Source organism: Nocardioides sp. SRI_004, from assembly GCF_057586415.1.
Genome location: NZ_JBYCZV010000006.1, coordinates 68,071 through 85,521 on the forward strand (window position 1 = coordinate 68,071; position 17,451 = coordinate 85,521).

General features: G+C 72.6%; 14 protein-coding genes. 9 read left to right on the forward strand and 5 right to left on the reverse strand.

Annotated elements, in window-relative coordinates:
- The first annotated feature begins 25 nt into the window (after positions 1-25).
- Positions 26-559 (forward strand): SigE family RNA polymerase sigma factor, encoded by a 534-nt coding sequence (locus tag AC2YHB_RS09910; protein ID WP_179647381.1) that lies wholly within the window; start codon positions 26-28, stop codon positions 557-559.
- On the forward strand, positions 556-1,707 hold the full coding sequence (locus AC2YHB_RS09915) for a hypothetical protein (protein WP_179647380.1): 1,152 nt from the start codon (positions 556-558) through the stop codon (positions 1,705-1,707). The genes AC2YHB_RS09910 and AC2YHB_RS09915 overlap by 4 nt, the downstream gene beginning before the upstream one ends.
- On the opposite strand, the gene AC2YHB_RS09920 is transcribed toward AC2YHB_RS09915, so the two are convergent.
- Positions 1,673-2,344: a thymidine kinase gene (locus AC2YHB_RS09920; RefSeq protein ID WP_179647379.1), complete on the reverse strand. Its 672-nt coding sequence runs from the start codon at positions 2,342-2,344 to the stop codon at positions 1,673-1,675. The genes AC2YHB_RS09915 and AC2YHB_RS09920 overlap by 35 nt on opposite strands.
- Positions 2,345-2,512: 168 nt before the next feature.
- Here AC2YHB_RS09920 and AC2YHB_RS09925 point away from each other — a divergent pair, with 168 nt between their 5' ends.
- From AC2YHB_RS09925 to AC2YHB_RS09935, 3 genes are all read left to right on the forward strand, one after another.
- Positions 2,513-3,877, forward strand: a complete 1,365-nt coding sequence (locus AC2YHB_RS09925; protein ID WP_179647378.1) for a lysozyme family protein — start codon at positions 2,513-2,515, stop codon at positions 3,875-3,877.
- Positions 3,874-5,901 (forward strand): M3 family metallopeptidase, encoded by a 2,028-nt coding sequence (locus tag AC2YHB_RS09930; protein WP_308645435.1) that lies wholly within the window; start codon positions 3,874-3,876, stop codon positions 5,899-5,901. The genes AC2YHB_RS09925 and AC2YHB_RS09930 overlap by 4 nt, the downstream gene beginning before the upstream one ends.
- A gap of 106 nt (positions 5,902-6,007) precedes the next feature.
- Positions 6,008-6,922 carry a hypothetical protein gene (locus AC2YHB_RS09935; protein WP_487353823.1) on the forward strand — a complete coding sequence of 305 codons (915 nt, stop codon included), beginning with the start codon at positions 6,008-6,010 and terminating at the stop codon, positions 6,920-6,922.
- 50 nt (positions 6,923-6,972) lie between these two features.
- Here the strand turns inward: AC2YHB_RS09935 and AC2YHB_RS09940 are convergent, their stop codons facing one another.
- From AC2YHB_RS09940 to AC2YHB_RS09950, 3 genes are all read right to left on the reverse strand, one after another.
- Positions 6,973-8,121, reverse strand: coding sequence for a PQQ-dependent sugar dehydrogenase (locus AC2YHB_RS09940; protein WP_179647376.1), 1,149 nt, complete (start codon positions 8,119-8,121; stop codon positions 6,973-6,975).
- A 35-nt stretch (positions 8,122-8,156) separates the two neighbouring features.
- A complete protein-coding gene (panB, locus tag AC2YHB_RS09945) occupies positions 8,157-9,020 on the reverse strand; it encodes a 3-methyl-2-oxobutanoate hydroxymethyltransferase (RefSeq protein ID WP_179647375.1) in 864 nt (287 codons plus the stop codon).
- Between the two features lie 106 nt (positions 9,021-9,126).
- A complete protein-coding gene (locus tag AC2YHB_RS09950; protein WP_179647374.1) occupies positions 9,127-9,585 on the reverse strand; it encodes a VOC family protein in 459 nt (152 codons plus the stop codon).
- A 61-nt stretch (positions 9,586-9,646) separates the two neighbouring features.
- Between AC2YHB_RS09950 and AC2YHB_RS09955 the strand changes: the two genes are divergently transcribed.
- Positions 9,647-11,701 (forward strand): NAD(+) synthase, encoded by a 2,055-nt coding sequence (locus AC2YHB_RS09955; RefSeq protein ID WP_179647373.1) that lies wholly within the window; start codon positions 9,647-9,649, stop codon positions 11,699-11,701.
- 27 nt (positions 11,702-11,728) lie between these two features.
- Here AC2YHB_RS09955 and AC2YHB_RS09960 read toward each other — a convergent pair whose 3' ends face one another.
- On the reverse strand, positions 11,729-12,187 hold the full coding sequence (locus tag AC2YHB_RS09960; protein WP_036544623.1) for a hypothetical protein: 459 nt from the start codon (positions 12,185-12,187) through the stop codon (positions 11,729-11,731).
- Positions 12,188-12,301: 114 nt separating this feature from the next.
- Here AC2YHB_RS09960 and AC2YHB_RS09965 point away from each other — a divergent pair, with 114 nt between their 5' ends.
- From AC2YHB_RS09965 to AC2YHB_RS09975, 3 genes are all read left to right on the forward strand, one after another.
- Positions 12,302-12,985, forward strand: a complete 684-nt coding sequence (locus tag AC2YHB_RS09965; RefSeq protein WP_179647372.1) for a helix-turn-helix transcriptional regulator — start codon at positions 12,302-12,304, stop codon at positions 12,983-12,985.
- A 126-nt stretch (positions 12,986-13,111) separates the two neighbouring features.
- Positions 13,112-14,452, forward strand: a complete 1,341-nt coding sequence (locus AC2YHB_RS09970) for a glutamine synthetase family protein (RefSeq protein WP_036544627.1) — start codon at positions 13,112-13,114, stop codon at positions 14,450-14,452.
- A gap of 33 nt (positions 14,453-14,485) precedes the next feature.
- The gene (locus AC2YHB_RS09975) at positions 14,486-17,404 is read left to right on the forward strand and encodes a bifunctional [glutamine synthetase] adenylyltransferase/[glutamine synthetase]-adenylyl-L-tyrosine phosphorylase (RefSeq protein WP_179647371.1); all 2,919 of its coding nucleotides are present in this window, start codon (positions 14,486-14,488) and stop codon (positions 17,402-17,404) included.
- The last annotated feature ends 47 nt before the right edge of the window (positions 17,405-17,451 follow it).

Genomic DNA, 17,451 nt, shown 5'->3' on the forward strand with positions numbered 1-17,451 from the left:
GGGTCCCGGAAGGACCGGAGGAAGCATGGTTGCTCGGGACCGGGCCGCGTTCGCCGAGTTCGTGGCCGCCCGCTCCGGGGCGCTGCACCGCGCCGCCTACCTGATGGTGGGCGACGTCGGGCTCGCCCAGGACCTCGTGCAGGAGTCGCTGACGAAGACGTACGTCGCGTGGCCGCGCCTGCGCAACCCGCAGGCCGCGGAGGCGTACACCCGCAAGGCGATCACGACGACCGCGATCACGTGGTTCCGCAAGCGCAGCTGGAACGCCGAGCGGGTCACCGCGACGCTGCCCGAGCAGGCCGCCGACGGCCACGCCGACGGGCTGGTCGCCCGGCAGGCGCTGCTCGGTGCGCTCGCGCAGCTGCCACCGCGCCAACGCGCCGTGATCGTGCTCCGCTACTACGAGGACCTCACCGAACGGCAGACCGCCGAGCTGCTCGGCTGCGCGGTCGGCACCGTCAAGAGCCAGGCCTCCGCCGCGCTCACCCGCCTCCGCGACCTCATGGGGGACGACCTCGACATCGACGACCTGCTCGCCACGGAAGGAGTGCCGGCATGACCGAGAAGCTGAAGACCCTGATGGACCGCGCGGCCGACCTGGACTTCGAGGCGGTGGACCTCGCCGCGATCGTGGAGTCCGGCGACCGTGCCGTACGCCGCCGCCAGACCTCGCTCGTCGGCGGCGTCGCCGCTCTCGCGGTCGTCGCCGGCGGCGTCGCGGTGGCCCTCGGTGGGGGAGACACCGCGAAGGATCCCGCTCCTGCGGACGGGTCGAGCCCGGCGGAGCTGTCGTGGGTGGTCGGCGACACCCTGCACACGCCCACGGCGTCGTACGACCTGGGCCGGAAGGCGGAGGGCTTCGTGCGCACCCGGGTCGGCTACGCGTTCCTCACCGAGGACGGCACGGTCTACTCGGTCGTCGAGGGCGAGGTCACAAAGATCGGCTCGGGAGCGGCGGGCCACGCCCCGCTGGTCGGTGACGAGAACGGGACGACAGTCGGCTGGGTGGACCGGTCCGGGGCGGTGCCGGTCTACGTCACCGTCGACCTCGCGACCGGGACGGCGCAGCGCCACGACGCCCATCTCGATGCCTCCATGGCTGACGGCGAACCGCCGCAGCTGGCCTGGTTCTTCGCGATCGACGACGGCACGGCGTACTGGCTGGACCTGCGGGGCGAGGTGGCGACCGACCTCGCCACGGGCGAGAGCCGGGTGATCGCCACCGGGAAGGACCTGCAGTGGATCGGCGACGTCTCGGACGGCCTCCGGGTCGGGCTCGTCGAGGACGACGGTGGGGGCGACCTCGGCACCGACCTCCGCGACCGCGACGGCACGGTGGTGCTGCCCCCCGTCGAGGAGCGCTACTTCGGAGCCGTGTCGCCGGACGGTCGGTGGGTGACGACCGATGACCACGTCGTCGTCGCGGTGGCGACCGGTGCGGAGGTGCTGCTCGACGTCCCCGGGCCGGACCGCACCTGGTACGCCTACGAATGGCTCGACGCCGACACGGTGGCGGTGGTGCTCGACGCCGGCGACGACACCGACCTGCTGACCTGCGACCTGCCCGAGGGGACCTGCGCGACGGCGGTCGCCGGCCTCACGCACGACCTGCTGCTGCCGGTCGGCGGCTATGCCACCGAGCTGCTGAGCACGTCTGCCGAGGAGTCCTCCGCTACGGAAACGGGAGGGGCTCCGGCGACAGACTGACCGCACGCGCCCGCGCCGCGGTCATCCCGCGCCGGTGGTGCTGGCGGCACAGCACCTCGTACGCCACGTCGACGTCGTCGGCGGCATGGACGGCGGCCTCCGGGTCGGTGTCGACGTCGCCGACGACGATGACCTCGCCCTCGGTGACCATGACGCCGTCCTCGGTGCGGGCGTTGTGCGTGGCGCGCTTGCCGCACCAGCACAGCGCCTCGACCTGCAGCACCTCGGTGCGGTCGGCCAGCTCCACGAGCCTCGCCGAGCCCGGGAACAGGCGGGTGCGGAAGTCGGTGAGGATGCCGAAGCAGAAGACGTCGATCTGCAGCTCGTCGACGATCTTCGCCAGCTGGTCGACCTGCTCGGCCGTGTAGAACTGGGCCTCGTCGCAGATGAAGTAGTCGATCCGCGCGCCCTGGGTCAGCGCGTCGACGGTGTAGCGCCAGAAGTCGAAGTCCGGCTCGACCTCCTGGGCCAGCGCCGTCAGGCCGAGCCGCGAGGACACCACCGCCGCGCCGGCCCGGTCGTGGGAGGTGAAGAGCCTTCCCACGCGACCACGCGCGGCGTGGTTGTGGTTGGTCTGCAGCGCGAGGGTCGACTTCCCGGCGTCCATGGTCCCGGTACGGAAGATCAGCTCGGCCACGGGCGGCATCCTCTCATCCATCGGATCCGATGGTGAACGTGCGGTGCGCCCCGTGCGAACGCCTCCGGAACGGTCCCGAAGGCGATGGATCTGTCGATTCCGCTGCGGAAAGGTGGGCGGGGGCGAACACTTTGTGAGGTCCAACTCTTGCAGAAAGGTGCGGTGGCAATGGGGGTCTCCACCAAGCCGGCCACGCGCTGGATCTGGCGGACGCTCGGGGTCGTCGGACTCGTCGCGGCACTGGCCGTCGTGCTCGCCCTGACCGGGGTCACCGGTCGTGGGATCCCGACCGCGTCGACGGCCGATCCCGATCCCGGGACCGCGCAGCCGGCCGACCAGGTCGTGCCGGGTGCGGTGGCCGACGTGCCCGGCCCCGCTGCCGTCCCGCAACAGGTCGTCCTCGGCCCGGCGCCGGTCCGCAAGCCCGTCGGTGCCGCCGCGGGGTACGACGGCGCCGTGCTCGACGCCCCGCCCGCCGCGCTGCTCGCCTACCAGCGGGCGGCATCGATCATCGACGGCGCGGCCGACTGCAACCTGGACTGGACCGTGCTCGCCGCCATCGGACGCATCGAGTCGAACCACGGCCGCGGGGAGAGCCTCGACCACGAGGTGAGCGACGAAGGCGTCGTGACACCGGCGATCATCGGCAAGCCGCAGGACGGGCGCGGCGGGCGCAACCGGGTCAGCGACACCGATGCCGGCCTCCTCGACCGCAACACCCGGTGGGACGCCACCGTCGGTCCGCTCGGGCTGCTGCCGGCGACCTGGGCGGCCGTCGCGGTCGACGCCGACAGCGACACGAAGCGCAACCCCCAGGACCTCGACGACGCCGCGCTCGGTGCCAGCGTGCTCCTGTGCTCCGGCCGGCCGGACCTGTCGACCGAGCCGGCGCTGCGCAACGCGCTGGCGACGTACAACGAGGCGAAGGGGTACGCCGACACGGTGATCGCGCTCGCGGCGTTCTACGCCGAGGAGATGGAGAACCAGCCGATCGCCATCCCGATGCTCGCCGGCGTGCTGCCCGGGGACCTGGTCGACTGCGGTTGTGACGACGCCGTCGACGACGCGATCCGCCACGTGCGCTCGGCGATCCGGCACTCCGGCCTGGTGATCCCGCGCTCCGGCGACATCGTCCGGGGTGACGGGGGCGGGAGCGGCGAGCAGCCCGGCACCGACCCGTCGACCGGTCCGTCGACGGACCCCGACCCGACGACGGAACCGGAGCCGACGCCGGACCCGGAGCCCACGCCCGACCCGGAGCCGACTCCTGACCCGGAGCCGACACCGGACCCGGAGCCGACGCCCGACCCGACTCCGGAGCCCGAGCCGACTCCCGACCCGGAGCCGACGCCCGAGCCCACACCGGAGCCGACACCGGAGCCCGTCCCCTCCCCGGAGCCGTCCACCGAGCCGACGGCGACCGCGGAGCCGGACGCGACCCGCGCCGCCGCCGAGGAGCCGACCGTCCAGGAGCCGTCGACCGAGCCGGCCGCGACCCCGGACGACGGAGCCGTCACTACAGTGGCGGAGTGACGACGGAAGCCCTGCTCGGGCCCAGCCAACTGCCCCACCAGCTGCCGCCCTTCGCGGACATCACCGACGACGACTACGCGCCCGCGATCGAGGCCGCGATGGCCGAGCAGCTCGCGGCCATCGCGGACATCACCGCCGATCCGGCGGTGCCGACCTTCGACAACACGCTGGTGCCGCTGGAGCGCAGCGGGACCTCGCTCTCGCGCGTCCTGCGGGTCTTCCACAACAAGGCCGGCGCGGACTCGTCCGCGACCGTCGACGCGGTGCGGGCCGAGTTCGCGCCCCGGCTCGCCGCGCACTCCGACGCGATCCTGCTGGACGCGGCGCTGTGGGAGCGGATCCAGGCCGTGGCCGGCCAGGCGTCGGAACTGGACGCCGAGGCGGCGTACCTCGTCGAGCGCTATGTCGCCGACTTCCGGCTCGCCGGTGCGGCCCTGGGCGAGGACGACAAGGCCCGGCTGCGCGCGCTCAACGGCGAGATCTCCAGCAAGGAGACCGCCTTCGAGCTGGCGCTCCAGGCCGACAGCAACGACCTTGCCGTCGTGGTCGACGATCCGGCCGAGCTCGCCGGGCTGACGCCGGGAGAGGTGTCGGCGGCGGCAGCGGCCGCCGCCGCGCGCGGCCTCGAGGGGAAGTACCTGCTCACCCTCGTGCTGCCGACGGCCCACCCGCACCTCGCGGCCCTGACCGATCGGTCCGTGCGCGAGCGGCTGTCCACGGCCCAGCGCTCACGTGGCAGCCGCGGCGGGGACCACGACACCCGTGCGCTCGCCCTCGACATCCTGCGGCTGCGCGCCGAGCGGGCCCGTCTCCTCGGCTTCGACAACCACGCGGCCCTGGTCACCGCGGACAACACCGCCGGCACCCCGGCTGCCGTCCGCTCGCTGCTCGAGCAGCTCGCGGCGCCGGCCGCCCGCAACGCCCGTCGCGAGCAGGAGGCGCTGTCCGCACAGGCGGGCTTCGAGGTCGCGCCGTGGGACTGGCCGTTCTACGCCGAGCGGGTTCGCGCCGCCGAGTACGACGTCGACCTGGCCGCGCTGCGCCCGTGGTTCGAGGCGGAGCGGGTCCTGCAGGACGGCGTCTTCTTCGCGGCCGGCGCGCTGTTCGGCCTCACGTTCGCCGAGCGCGGCGACCTGGCCGGCTACCACCCGGACGTGCGGGTCTTCGAGGTCAGCCGCGACGGCACCCCCATCGGCCTCTACCTGCTCGACCTCTACACCCGCGACTCGAAGCGGGGCGGCGCGTGGATGAGCAGCTTCGTCGACCAGTCCGTCCTGCTCGGCAACGAGTCCGCCGTCGTCGTCAACAACCTCAACGTGCCCAAGCCGGCCGACGGCGAGGCGACCCTGCTGACGTGGGACGAGACCCGGACGCTCTTCCACGAGTTCGGCCACGCCCTGCACGGGCTGCTCGCCCGGTCGACGTACCCGAAGTTCTCGGGCACCTCGGTCTTCCGCGACTTCGTCGAGTACCCCTCGCAGGTCAACGAGATGTGGGTGCTGTGGCCCGAGGTGCTCGCCAGCTACGCGGTCCACCACGAGACCGGCGAGCCGATCCCGGCCGAGGTCGTCGAGCGGATCCGCGCGGCCGAGACGTTCAACGAGGGCTTCGCGACGAGCGAGTACCTCGCCGCCGCGCTCGTCGACCTCGCCTGGCACGAGCTGGCCCCCGAGGAGGTCCCGACCGACCCGGAGGCCGTGGCGGCCTTCGAGCAGCAGGCGCTGGCCGACGTGGGCCTCGACAACCCCGCCGTGCCGCCGCGCTACTCGACGCCCTACTTCGCCCACAGCTTCAGCTCCGGCTACGCCTCGGCCTACTACTCCTACATCTGGAGCGAGGTGCTCGACGCCGACACCGTCGCGTGGTTCAAGGAGAACGGCGGGCTCACCCGCGAGAACGGCGACGCCTACCTCCGCCACGTGATCGGCATCGGCGGCACGCGCGACCCGCTGGCGTCGTACCTCGAGTGGCGCGGGCGGCCCGCCCCGATCCAGCCGCTGCTGGAGCGTCGCGGCCTGGCCTGACGGCGAGCTGGGTGGGTGGGAGTGACCCCTGGGTCACTCCCACCCACCCAACCCCGGCCTGTGGAGGAGCGCTGCAGTCCAGGTCGTTTGCGGGCAGCCTCGTCACATGGCTCGGGACGACTGGAAGCGGTTGGCGGTACGGCAAGCGGGGCTCCTCACCCGCGCGCAGCTCGCCGGCGTCGGCATCGACCGATGGGCGATCCGGCACCGTGTCGAGACGGGGCGTTGGGTGGCCCACACCCCGACCGTCATCGGTACGACGACGGGCGAGCTGACGCGTGAGCAGTCGATGTGGGTCGGTGTGCTGCATGGTGGAGCGCGGGCCGTGGTCGGTGGCCTCACGGCCGCGGAGGTCGGCGGACTGCGCAACTGGCACCGTGACGACGTCACGGTGCTCGTCCCTCACGGCGCCGACGTCGGTGAGGGCTTCCTCGGCGTCACGTACGTCCGCAGCCGGCGTGACCTGGCTGTCCTGCGTCGGCCCGGCCACGAGCTGCCTGTTGCCCGAATCGAGCCGGCCGTCCTGCTGTTCGCCTCCCGCCAGCGCTCGCCCCGGGTTGCCGAGGGTGTCCTCGCGGCAACGGTCCAGCAGGGCCTGACCTCACCCGATCGCCTTTCGGAGTGGATCGACAGGTTGGCACCACTTCGAGGTGCGGGGCGGTTCCGGCGCGCACTCGCGGAGATCGCGGGCGGTGCCCAGTCCGTCGGGGAGATCGACGTCCGCAGGATGTGCCGAGCCGGTGGACTGACGCTGCCGGTGCGGCAGGTGCGGCGACGTGATGCCAGCGGACGGCTGCGATTCACCGACTGCGAGTGGCGGCTCCCCGACGGCCGCACCATCGTGCTCGAGGTGGACGGTGGCTTCCACATGGAGGTCGAGCACTGGGAGGACGACCTCGCGCGCCAACGTGCCTTGACCTCGCCGACACGGGTGGTCGTGAGGTGCACGACCCGCGAGCTACGTGACGAACCCGGGACGGTGGCGCGAGACCTCCGGCTGCTCGGCGTTCCGGCAGCGTAGTCGGGTGGGTGGGAGTGACCCCTGGGTCACTCCCACCCCCCCGACTACGGTCAGCCGGCCGGACGGACCCGCAGGAGCACGTCCTGCCCGCCGCCGTTGTCGGTGGTGACCAGCAGCGAGCCGTCGCGGGCGGCGGTCACGTCGCGCAGGCGGCCGCGGGTGCCGCGCAGCTCGGCGGGGGAGCGGGTCCACTGCAGGACGCCGTCGCTGTCGAAGCGGACGAACATCAGGCGCTGGTCCTTGAGCACCGCGACGGCGAGCGTGCCGGCGAGGTCGCCCCAGCCGGAGCCGCGGACGAAGTCCGCCCCGGACGGCGCGATCGTCGGGTCGCCGGAGCGCCAGCGGGCGCCGTACTGCGTGCCGGGCAGGTTGCCGTCGGTCATCGGGACGCTCTCGTTGTAGCCCGGGACCGGGTTCCAGCCGAAGTTGCGGCCGTTGCGGACCAGGTTGATCTCGTCGTCGCGGTAGGAGCCGTGCTCGACCGACCAGACGCTGCCGTCCGAGCGCTGGGCGAGCCCCTGCACGTTGCGGTGCCCGTAGGTCAGCACCCAGCGCCGGTTGCCGGTGCCCTTGACCCACGGGTTCGTCGGCCACGGCCGGCCGTAGAAGCGGTCCATCCGCAGGACCTTGCCGCCCAGCGACGAGAGGTTCTGCGGGTTGGTGCCGTGGGCGGCGTCTCCGGTGCCGACGAGGAGGGCGCCGTACCCGGTGATCAGCAGGCGGCAGCCGCCGTGCCGGCCGATGGAGTTGGACGGCAGGCCCACCTTGAGGAAGCGCAGCCGGGTCGCGCGGGTGAAGCGGGTGTCGAGCTGCCACGAGACCACGCGGATGTCGTGGCCGGAGGCGGTCCGCCAGCCCGAGCACGTGTAGATGCGCCGGTTGCTCGCGAAGCGGGGGTCGACGGCCAGGCCGAGCAGCCCGGTCTCGCCCCGTGCCCAGACGCTGCTGCTCGGGAAGGCGAGATTGCGCTTCGCGCCCGTGTCGGCGTCGACGAGCGTCAGCGTGCGCCGCTCGCGCTGGGTGACGAGCAGGTCGCCGGTCGGCAGCTCCTGGACCTCCCACGGATGGTCCAGGCCGCTCGCGACGACCTCGACGTCGAGCGCCGGGGTGCCGCGCTCCTCGGCGCCGCCGGCACAGGCGGCGCCGAGGACCGACGCGAGCAGGACGAGGACGGGCAGGACCACGAGACGCTCCCTCATGGAGCGACCGTACGCCGCCCCGGGCGCTGCGTGGGTCAGAACGTGTGCTCGGGAGCCGGGAAGCTCTGGTCCTTGACCTCGGAGTCGTAGGCACGGGCGGCGTCGAGCAGCACCGAGCGGAGGTCGGCGTACTGCTTGACGAAGCGGGGCAGCTTGCCCGTGCGCAGGCCGAAGGCGTCCTGCCACACGAGGACCTGGCCGTCGCACTGGTTGCCGGCACCGATGCCGATCGTGGGGATGTCGAGCTTGGCGGTGACCTCGGCGGCGACATCGCCGGGGACCATCTCCATGACGACGGCGAAGGCGCCGGCCTCCTGGACCGCGAGGGCGTCACGGAGCACCCGGTCGGCGGCCGCACCGCGGCCCTGGACCCGGTAGCCGCCGAGGGCGTGCTCGGACTGCGGGGTGAAGCCGATGTGGGCCATGACCGGGATGCCGCCGCGCGTCATCCGCTCGATCTGCGGGGCCATCTCGACGCCGCCCTCGAGCTTCACGCAGTGGGCGCCGCCCTCCTTCATGAACCGGACGGCGGTCAGGTAGCCCTGCTCGGGCGACGCCTGGTAGCTGCCGAACGGCAGGTCGCCGACGACCAGCGCCCGGGACACCGAGCGGCTCACGGCGCGGGTCAGCGGGAGTAGCTCGTCGACCGTGACGGGGATCGAGGTGCTGTTGCCGAGGACGTTGTTGGACGCGCTGTCGCCGACGAGGAGGACCTCGATCCCGGCCTCGTCGAAGATGCCGGCCGTCAGCTGGTCGTAGCTGGTCAGCATCGAGAAGCGCTCGCCGCGCTCCTTCATCTCGCGCAGGTGGTGCGTGCGGATCCGCCTGACCGGTGCGGGGGACGCGGCCGCGGCGGGTGCGCCGCCGTACGGCGCGGTCTCTTCGGGGGTGCTGCTCATCGTTGCTCCACTCTGGTGACTCGCGGCCCGCAGGTGCGGGTCCACGTTCGTGAAAGGGCAACCACGAGGCTAGTCCGGGCGGAGCCGGCGCGCGCTGTGTGTTGGGTCACCCCGGGTGTACGGCGTCCGCCGCCGCCTCGAGCTCGGCGACCACGATCCGCCGCATCCCCAGCATCGCCCGGCTGGCCGCCTCGGCGCGGGCGGGGTCGGGATCGGTCATCAGCTCGTAGAGCCGCACCGGCACGATCTGCCACGACAGCCCGTAGCGGTCCTTCAGCCAGCCGCACACCGACTCCTGGCCGCCGTCGGCCAGCGAGTCCCAGTAGTAGTCGACCTCGGTCTGGTCGCGGCAGGTCACCGAGAACGAGACCGCCTCCGTGAAGGGGAACGCCGGCCCGCCGTTGATCCCGCGGAAGGTCATCCCGTCGAGGGTGAACTCACCGGCCATCGGGCCGAGGTGGCCGATGGCGGAGTTCGGGAAGATGCCGGTGTAGAAGCGCGCGGCCTCCTCCAGCGTGTCGTCGAACCACAGGCACGGCTGGATGTGGCTGCTCGCGATGCTCATGGTGGGGGAGACCGCGCGCGGGCGGCGTACTCATCGGACACCCGCTCCCTAGACTCGCACCGTGGACTTCTACTCGGCCTACGCCCACGGGTTCGCCCGGGTCGCGGCGGTGACCCTGCCGGTCGCCATCGCGGACCCGGCGACCAATGCCGCCCGCACCATCGAGCAGGCCCGGGCCTGCCACGACGAGGGGGTCGCGGTGGCGGTCTTCCCCGAGCTGGGCCTGACCGGGTACGCCGTCGACGACCTCTTCCTCCAGGACACCCTCCTGGAGGCCGTGCGGGCGGCGATCCGCGAGCTCGCCGACGCGTCCGCGGAGCTCCGCCCGGTCCTGGTGGTCGGCGCCCCGCTCCGGGTGCGCAACCGGGTCCACAACTGCGCCGTGGTCATCCACGGCGGCCGGGTCCTCGGCGTCGCCCCGAAGTCGTACCTGCCGACCTACCGCGAGTTCTACGAGGCGCGCTGGTTCGCGGCCGGCTCCACCGTGCGCAGCGAGGTGATCGAGCTCGACGGCAACGAGGTGTCCTTCGGCTCCGACCTGCTGTTCGAGGCGACCGACGTCGACGGGCTGGTGCTGCACGTCGAGGTCTGCGAGGACATGTGGGTGCCGATCCCGCCGAGCGCCGAGGCGGCACTCGCCGGTGCGACGGTCCTGGCCAACATCTCCGGCAGCCCGATCACGGTCGCCCGCGCCGAGGACCGGCACCTGCTGGCCCGCAGCGCCAGCGCCCGCTGCAACGCCGCCTACGTGTACGCCGCCGCCGGGCAGGGCGAGTCGACCACGGACCTGTCCTGGGACGGGCAGACCATGGTCTACGAGATGGGCGACCTGCTCGGGCAGAGCGAGCGGTTCCCGGACGGTCCGCGGCGCACCGTGGTCGACGTCGACGTCGACCGGCTCCGGCAGGAGCGGATGCGCCAGGGGACCTTCGACGACAACCGGCTCGGCGCCGGCGTCGCCGAGTTCACCCGGGTCCCGTTCACGCTTGACCCGCCCACCGGCGACATCGGCCTGCTCCGCAAGGTCGACCGCTACCCGTTCGTCCCCGACGACCCGGCCCGGCTCGCGCTCGACTGCTACGAGGCCTACAACATCCAGGTCTCCGGGCTCGAGCAGCGGCTCGCGGCCATCGGGCAGCCCAAGGTGGTCATCGGCGTCAGCGGCGGCCTCGACTCGACGCACGCGCTGATCGTCGCCGCGCGGGCGATGGACCGGCTGGGCCGGCCGCGCAGCGACATCCACGCCTTCACGATGCCGGGCTTCGCGACCGGCGACACCACGAAGTCCTACGCCACCCGGCTCTCGCAGGCGCTCGGCTGCACCTTCGAGGAGCTCGACATCAAGCCGGCCGCCCGGACCATGCTCGAGGGCCTCAAGCACCCGTTCGCCGGCGGCGAGCCGGTCTACGACATCACCTTCGAGAATGTCCAGGCCGGGCTGCGCACCGACTACCTCTTCCGGCTGGCCAACCACCGTGGCGGCATCGTGCTCGGCACCGGTGACCTGTCCGAGCTCGCGCTCGGCTGGTGCACCTACGGCGTCGGCGACCAGATGTCGCACTACAACGTCAACGCGGGTGTGCCGAAGACGCTCATCCAGCACCTGATCCGCTGGGTCATCGACAGCAACCAGCTCCACGGGGGCGACTACGACGACGAGGCCGACGAGGTCCTCAAGGAGATCCTCGAGCAGGAGATCACGCCCGAGCTGATCCCGGGCGGGGAGCAGAAGACCGAGGACTCGGTCGGCCCCTACGCGCTGCAGGACTTCACGCTCTACCACGTCATCCGGCGGGGCTACCGGCCCAGCAAGATCGCCTTCCTCGCCTGGCACGCCTGGCACGACCAGGCCGTGGGGGAGTGGCCGCCGGGCTTCCCGGAGGAGCGGCGGACGTCGTACGACCTCGCGACGGTGCGGAGGTGGCTGGAGGTTTTCGTGCGGCGCTTCTTCAGCAGCCAGTTCAAGCGCTCGGCGCTGCCGAACGGCCCGAAGGTGAGCGCCGGCGGCACCATGTCGCCGCGCGGCGACTGGCGGATGCCGTCGGACGCCAGCGCGGCAGCATGGCTGGCCGAGCTGGCGTCCAACGTCCCGGAGGGCGGTGGAGCCGGTGGTTGAGGTGCGAGCGCAGCGAGCCTCGAAACCCTAGGCCTCCCTGATGTGGTCGCCGCGCACCATCCGGGCCATCGCGAAGCTGCAGAACGCCAGGGCGAGCATGCCGACCGCGAGGTGGGCGACGCCGTCGACGCCGAACAGGTTGATCGCGAGCAGGACCAGCCAGATGCCGAGCACGTCGCCGCCGAAGTGCGGGGCGACCGCGACCAGGACGCCGATGGCGAGGGTCACGATGCCGATCCACATCACGGCGTCGTCGGCGGATCCGGGCAGGAAGTTGTTGGCCCACACCGCGACATAGCTGTCCCAGTGGTCCGTCATCACGCCGAAGAGCATGTCCAGGCCCCACACCAGCGGGAGTGCGGTGAGCGTGGCCCAGAGGGCGACGCGTCCCTGGCGGTTCGCGTCGATGGTGGAGAAGTGGGCGAGGTCGTTGAGCTCCTCGCGCATGTCGTGGGTGAGGTTGTCCCACGCGTGGGTGCTGGCCATGGCCGGGTCCTTTCTCGGGCGGTCCGTTGTAACGGACATCACTTTTGACGGTAGACCTGTCGTAGTCTTTCGGCAAGAGTTGTCTCCGCTAGAAATCCCTGGGAGGGGCGCACCATGGACGAGGCCTTCGGGCGACGGGTCACCCGGTTGGGTGCACTCGCCGACCCGGTACGACGCCAGCTCTACCGTTTCGTCGCCGAGCAGCCCGGCGCGGTGAGCCGGGACCAGGCCGCCTCGGGCGTGGAGGTCCCGCGGCACACGGCGAAGTTCCACCTCGACCGGCTCGTCGAGGAGGGCCTGCTGGTCACCGAGTTCAAGCGGCTGACCGGCCGGACCGGGCCGGGCGCGGGACGACCGGCCAAGCTCTACCGCCGCTCCGGGCGCGAGGTGGTCGTCAGCGTCCCGAGCCGGCGCTACGACCTGGCCGGCCAGGTGCTCGCCGACGCCGTCGAGCGCAACCTCGCCGGCACGCCCATGCCCGACGCACTGCAGGACGCCGCCGACGGCGCGGCCCGGTCGGTCGCCGAGGAGTGGCCGGCCGCGCGCGAGGGACTCGGTGCGACCCTGGCGATGCTCGGCTACGAGCCTCGGGAGTCCGACGCCGGGATCGTGCTGCGCAACTGTCCCTTCGGGCGCCTGGCCGCGGAGCACCGCGACCTGGTCTGCGGGGTCAACCACGCGTTCGTGGCGGCGCTCGCGCGCCGGGTGGGCGGCGACCAGATGGCGGCAGAGCCGGTCGCGCCGGGCCGTGGGTGCTGTGTGGTGCTGCGGGGTGCGGAGGCTGCGGGGGTCTCGTGACGGTCGCTGCGCGACCTCCTCGACCACCGGGTGGTGGTTGCTGCGCGACCTCCTCGACCACCGGGTGGTGGTCGCTGCGCGACCTCCTCGACCACCGGGGGGAGGGCCACCCCCTAGGCTGCAGCCATGGGCAAGCAGGAAGACTTCGTTCTCCGCGCTCTCGAGGAGCGTGACGTCCGGTTCGTGCGGCTGTGGTTCACCGACGTGCTTGGGTTCCTCAAGTCCGTCGCGGTGGCTCCCGCGGAGCTGGAGGGCGCGTTCTCCGAGGGCATCGGCTTCGACGGATCGGCCATCGAGGGCTTCGCCCGCGTCTACGAGGCCGACATGCTCGCGCTGCCGGACCCGACGACCTTCCAGATCCTGCCGTGGCGCAGCAGCGAGGGCCCGGCGACCGCCCGGATGTTCTGCGACATCGTGATGCCGGACGGCTCGGCGTCGTACGCCGATCCCCGCAACGTGCTCAAGCGCACCCTGGGCAAGGCCGCCGAGCAGGGGTTCACCTTCTACACGCACCCCGAGATCGAGTTCTACCTGTTCAAGGACGAGCCGCGACCCGGCGAGGAGCCGGTGCCGATGGACCGCAGCGGCTACTTCGACCACGCCGCGCACAGCCACGGCTCCGACTTCCGCCGCGAGGCGATCACGATGCTCGAGGCGATGGGCATCTCGGTGGAGTTCAGCCACCACGAGGCCGGCCCGGGCCAGCAGGAGATCGACCTGCGCTACGCCGACGCGCTCACCACCGCCGACAACATCATGACCTTCCGCACGGTCATCCGCGAGGTCGCGCTGAGCCAGGGCATCTGGGCGACCTTCATGCCGAAGCCGTTCACGTCCCACCCGGGCTCGGGCATGCACACGCACGTGTCCCTCTTCGAGGGCGACCAGAACGCCTTCTACGAGGCGGGCGCCGAGTACCAGCTCTCCAAGACCGGGCGCCAGTTCATCGCCGGCGTGCTCAAGCACGCGAGCGAGATCAGCGTCGTCACCAACCAGTGGGTCAACTCCTACAAGCGGATGATGTTCGGGGGCGAGGCGCCGTCGTACATCTGCTGGGGGCACAACAACCGCTCGGCCATGATCCGGGTGCCGATGTACAAGCCGATGAAGGGCCAGTCGACCCGGATCGAGCTGCGCACCATCGACTCCGCGTGCAACCCCTACCTCGCGTACGCCGCCGTCCTCGCCGCCGGGCTCAAGGGCATCGAGAACGGCTACGAGCTGCCGCGCGAGGCCGAGGACGACGTCTGGGCGCTGACCGAGCGCGAGCGCCGCAGCCTCGGCATCGAGCCGCTGCCGAAGAACCTCAACGAGGCGATCACCATCGCCGAGCACTCGGAGCTCCTGGCCGAGACGCTGGGCGAGCAGGTCTTCGACTTCTTCCTGCGCAACAAGCGGGCGGAGTGGGACGAGTACCGCGGCCAGGTGTCGGTCTTCGAGCGCGATCGCATGCTCCCCGTCCTGTGACATCGGACCGCCGCGACCTCGTGAGGTGAGCCGATGAACCGGGCGAGCCAACGGACCGAGTTGCTGCGGCTCGGCTTCGTCGACCTCGACCGCGCGCAGGAGCACCTGGCCGCCCTCGGGCCGGTGGGCGTGGACCTGCTGGCCTATCTCGGCCGCACGGCCGACCCGGACGCCGCCCTGCACGCGCTGGCGCGGCTCGCCGACGCGGTCGAGGACCGCGAGGAGCTGCTCGCCGCGGTCGCGGACGACGAGGGTACGGCGATGCGCCTGCTCTGCGTGCTCGGGGCGAGCGCCGCGCTGGCCGACCACCTGGTGACCCACCCGTTCCAGTGGCGGGAGCTGACCGACCCCGACCTGGGCTCGACCCGGCCCGCCGCGTGGGCGGTGCGCGCCTCGCTGCTCGAGGCGGTGGCGGACAAGCCCGACCTCGAGGCCGTGAACGCGCTCCGTGTGGAGTACCGGCGCCTCCTGCTCCGGCTCGCCGCACGCGACCTGACCCACCACCTCGGCGTCGACGACGCGGCCGCGGAGCTCTCCGACCTCGCGGCCGGGACGCTCGACGCCGCGCTCGCCGTGGCCCGCACGCGGCTGGGGGAGGACGCCGACCGGGCCCGCCTGGCGGTGATCGCGATGGGCAAGTGCGGCGGCCACGAGCTCAACTACGTCTCCGACGTCGACGTGATCTTCGTTCACGAGGGCGACGAGCGGGTCGCCGCCCGGCTGGCCGCGCAGATGATGCAGGTCTGCTCCGACCACACCGCCGAGGGCACCATCTGGCCGGTCGACGCCAACCTGCGGCCCGAGGGCAAGGCCGGCCCGCTGAGCCGGACCCTGGCCAGCCACCAGGGCTACTACGAGCGCTGGGCCGAGCCCTGGGAGTTCCAGGCGCTGCTCAAGGCGCGCCCGGTCGCCGGCGACCTCGAGCTGGGCCGCGACTTCGTCGACATGGTGGGTCCGATGGTCTGGTCGGCCGCCGACCGCGAGGGCTTCGTCGAGGCGGCGCGGGCGATGCGGCGCCGGGTGCTCGACCACATCCCCGCGCGCGAGGCGGACCGCCAGCTCAAGCTCGGCGCCGGCGGGCTGCGCGACGTCGAGTTCGCCGTGCAGCTGCTCCAGCTCGTGCACGGACGCGCGGACGAGAGCATCCGGCCGCCGACGACCCTGAGTGCGCTGGCCCGCCTCATCGAGGGCGGCTATGTCGGCCGCGAGGACGGCGAGGCGCTCCACCGCGCCTATGCGTTCCTGCGGACCCTCGAGCACCGGATCCAGCTCCACCGGCTGCAGCGGACGCACGTCGTACCCGCCGACGAGGCGTCGCTGCGCCGCCTGGGCCGCAGCCTCGGCTTCCTCAAGGAGTCCGAGAAGCGGCTCGACGAGACCTGGCAGGACCACCGCCGCGAGGTCAGCCGGCTGCACCAGAAGATCTTCTACCGTCCGCTGCTCACCGCCGTCGCGCGGATCGGCGCCGACGAGGTGCGGCTGTCGTCCGAGGCCGCCGGTGCCCGCCTCGCCGCCCTCGGGTACGCCGACCCGCAGGCCGCGCTGCGCAACCTGGAGGCGCTCACGTCGGGGGTCAGCCGCACGGCCGCCATCCAGCGCACGCTGCTGCCCGCGATGCTGCAGTGGTTCGCGGAGGCGCCGGACCCCGACGGCGGCCTGTTCGGCTTCCGCCGGATCAGCGAGGCGCTCGGTCGCACGCCGTGGTACCTCTCCACGCTGCGCGACGAGGGCGAGGTCGCCGAGCGGCTCGCCCACCTGCTGGCGACCTCCCGCTACTGCACCGACCTCCTCGAGCGCGAGCCCGCGGGCGTGCGCCTGCTCGGCGGCGACCTCGCCCCGCTGACGTCGGCCGCGCTGATCGAGGAGATGAACGCGACCGGTCGGCGCCAGGAGGGCTTCGAGAAGGGGGTCCGCGCCGTCCGCGCCGTACGACGCCGGGAGCTCCTGCGCATCGCTGCGAGCGACGTGCTGGGCCTGATCGACGTGGCCGACGTCGGCTTCGCGCTGACCCGGCTCACCGACGCCACGCTCGAGGCGACGCTCGAGGGCGCGATCGAGACCACGCTGCGGGCCCGGGGCCTCGACGAGGCGCCGACCCGGATGGCGATCATCGCGATGGGCCGGTACGGCGGCTTCGAGCTCTCCTACGGCAGCGACGCCGACGTGCTCTTCGTCCACGAGCCCGTCGAGGGCGCCGACGCGCACGCCGCCTCGACCTTCGCGCGGATCGTCGCGGAGGAGGTCCGCCGGGTGCTCGGCGCCCCCGGTCCCGACCCGGCGCTGGTCGTCGACGCCGACCTGCGCCCCGAGGGACGTCAGGGACCGCTCGTGCGCACCCTCGACGCCTACGCCGCCTACTACGCGAAGTGGTCGCACGTCTGGGAGGCGCAGGCGCTGCTCCGGGCCGACGCCGTGGTCGGCGACCCCGAGGTCCGGGAGCGCTTCACGGCCCTCATCGACCCGTTGCGCTACCCGGCCGGCGGCCTGACCGACGACGACGTGCTCGAGGTCCGCCGGATCAAGGGGCGCGTCGACAAGGAGCGCCTCCCGCGCGGCGCCGACCCCAACCTGCACCTCAAGCTGGGACGCGGGGGACTGGCCGACATCGAGTGGACGATCCAGCTCCTCCAGCTCCGGTACGGCGCCGAGGTGCCCGGCCTGCGCACGTCCCAGACGCTCGCGGCCCTGTCCGCGGCGGCCGAGGCGGGCCTGGTGTCCCACGACGACGCCGAGACGCTCGGCACGTCGTGGCGGATGGCGACCCGGGTGCGCAACGCGATCCTCCTCGCCCGCGGCAAGCCCGGCGACCAGTTCCCGCGCGCGGCCCAGGAACGGCGCTCGGTGGCGGCGATCCTCGGCTACCAGACCGACGAGGCCGACCGGCTGCTCGACGACTACCTGCGGGTCACCCGGCATGCGCGGGCGGTCGTCGACCGCGTCTTCTGGGAGTGAGTCCAGCCGCACCGTCGCTGGTCGATCTCCCCGTCTGATCCGCCGTG

Excerpts from the sequence above, each read along its gene's own strand:
- AC2YHB_RS09910 (WP_179647381.1), top strand. The coding sequence starts at position 26 with ATGGTTGCTCGGGACCGGGCCGCGTTCGCCGAGTTCGTGGCCGCCCGC.
- AC2YHB_RS09915 (WP_179647380.1), top strand. The coding sequence starts at position 556 with ATGACCGAGAAGCTGAAGACCCTGATGGACCGCGCGGCCGACCTGGAC.
- AC2YHB_RS09925 (WP_179647378.1), top strand. The coding sequence starts at position 2,513 with ATGGGGGTCTCCACCAAGCCGGCCACGCGCTGGATCTGGCGGACGCTC.
- AC2YHB_RS09935 (WP_487353823.1), top strand. The coding sequence starts at position 6,008 with ATGGCTCGGGACGACTGGAAGCGGTTGGCGGTACGGCAAGCGGGGCTC.
- AC2YHB_RS09940 (WP_179647376.1), bottom strand. The coding sequence starts at position 8,121 with ATGAGGGAGCGTCTCGTGGTCCTGCCCGTCCTCGTCCTGCTCGCGTCG.
- panB (WP_179647375.1), bottom strand. The coding sequence starts at position 9,020 with ATGAGCAGCACCCCCGAAGAGACCGCGCCGTACGGCGGCGCACCCGCC.
- AC2YHB_RS09950 (WP_179647374.1), bottom strand. The coding sequence starts at position 9,585 with ATGAGCATCGCGAGCAGCCACATCCAGCCGTGCCTGTGGTTCGACGAC.
- AC2YHB_RS09960 (WP_036544623.1), bottom strand. The coding sequence starts at position 12,187 with ATGGCCAGCACCCACGCGTGGGACAACCTCACCCACGACATGCGCGAG.
- AC2YHB_RS09965 (WP_179647372.1), top strand. The coding sequence starts at position 12,302 with ATGGACGAGGCCTTCGGGCGACGGGTCACCCGGTTGGGTGCACTCGCC.
- AC2YHB_RS09970 (WP_036544627.1), top strand. The coding sequence starts at position 13,112 with ATGGGCAAGCAGGAAGACTTCGTTCTCCGCGCTCTCGAGGAGCGTGAC.
- AC2YHB_RS09975 (WP_179647371.1), top strand. The coding sequence starts at position 14,486 with ATGAACCGGGCGAGCCAACGGACCGAGTTGCTGCGGCTCGGCTTCGTC.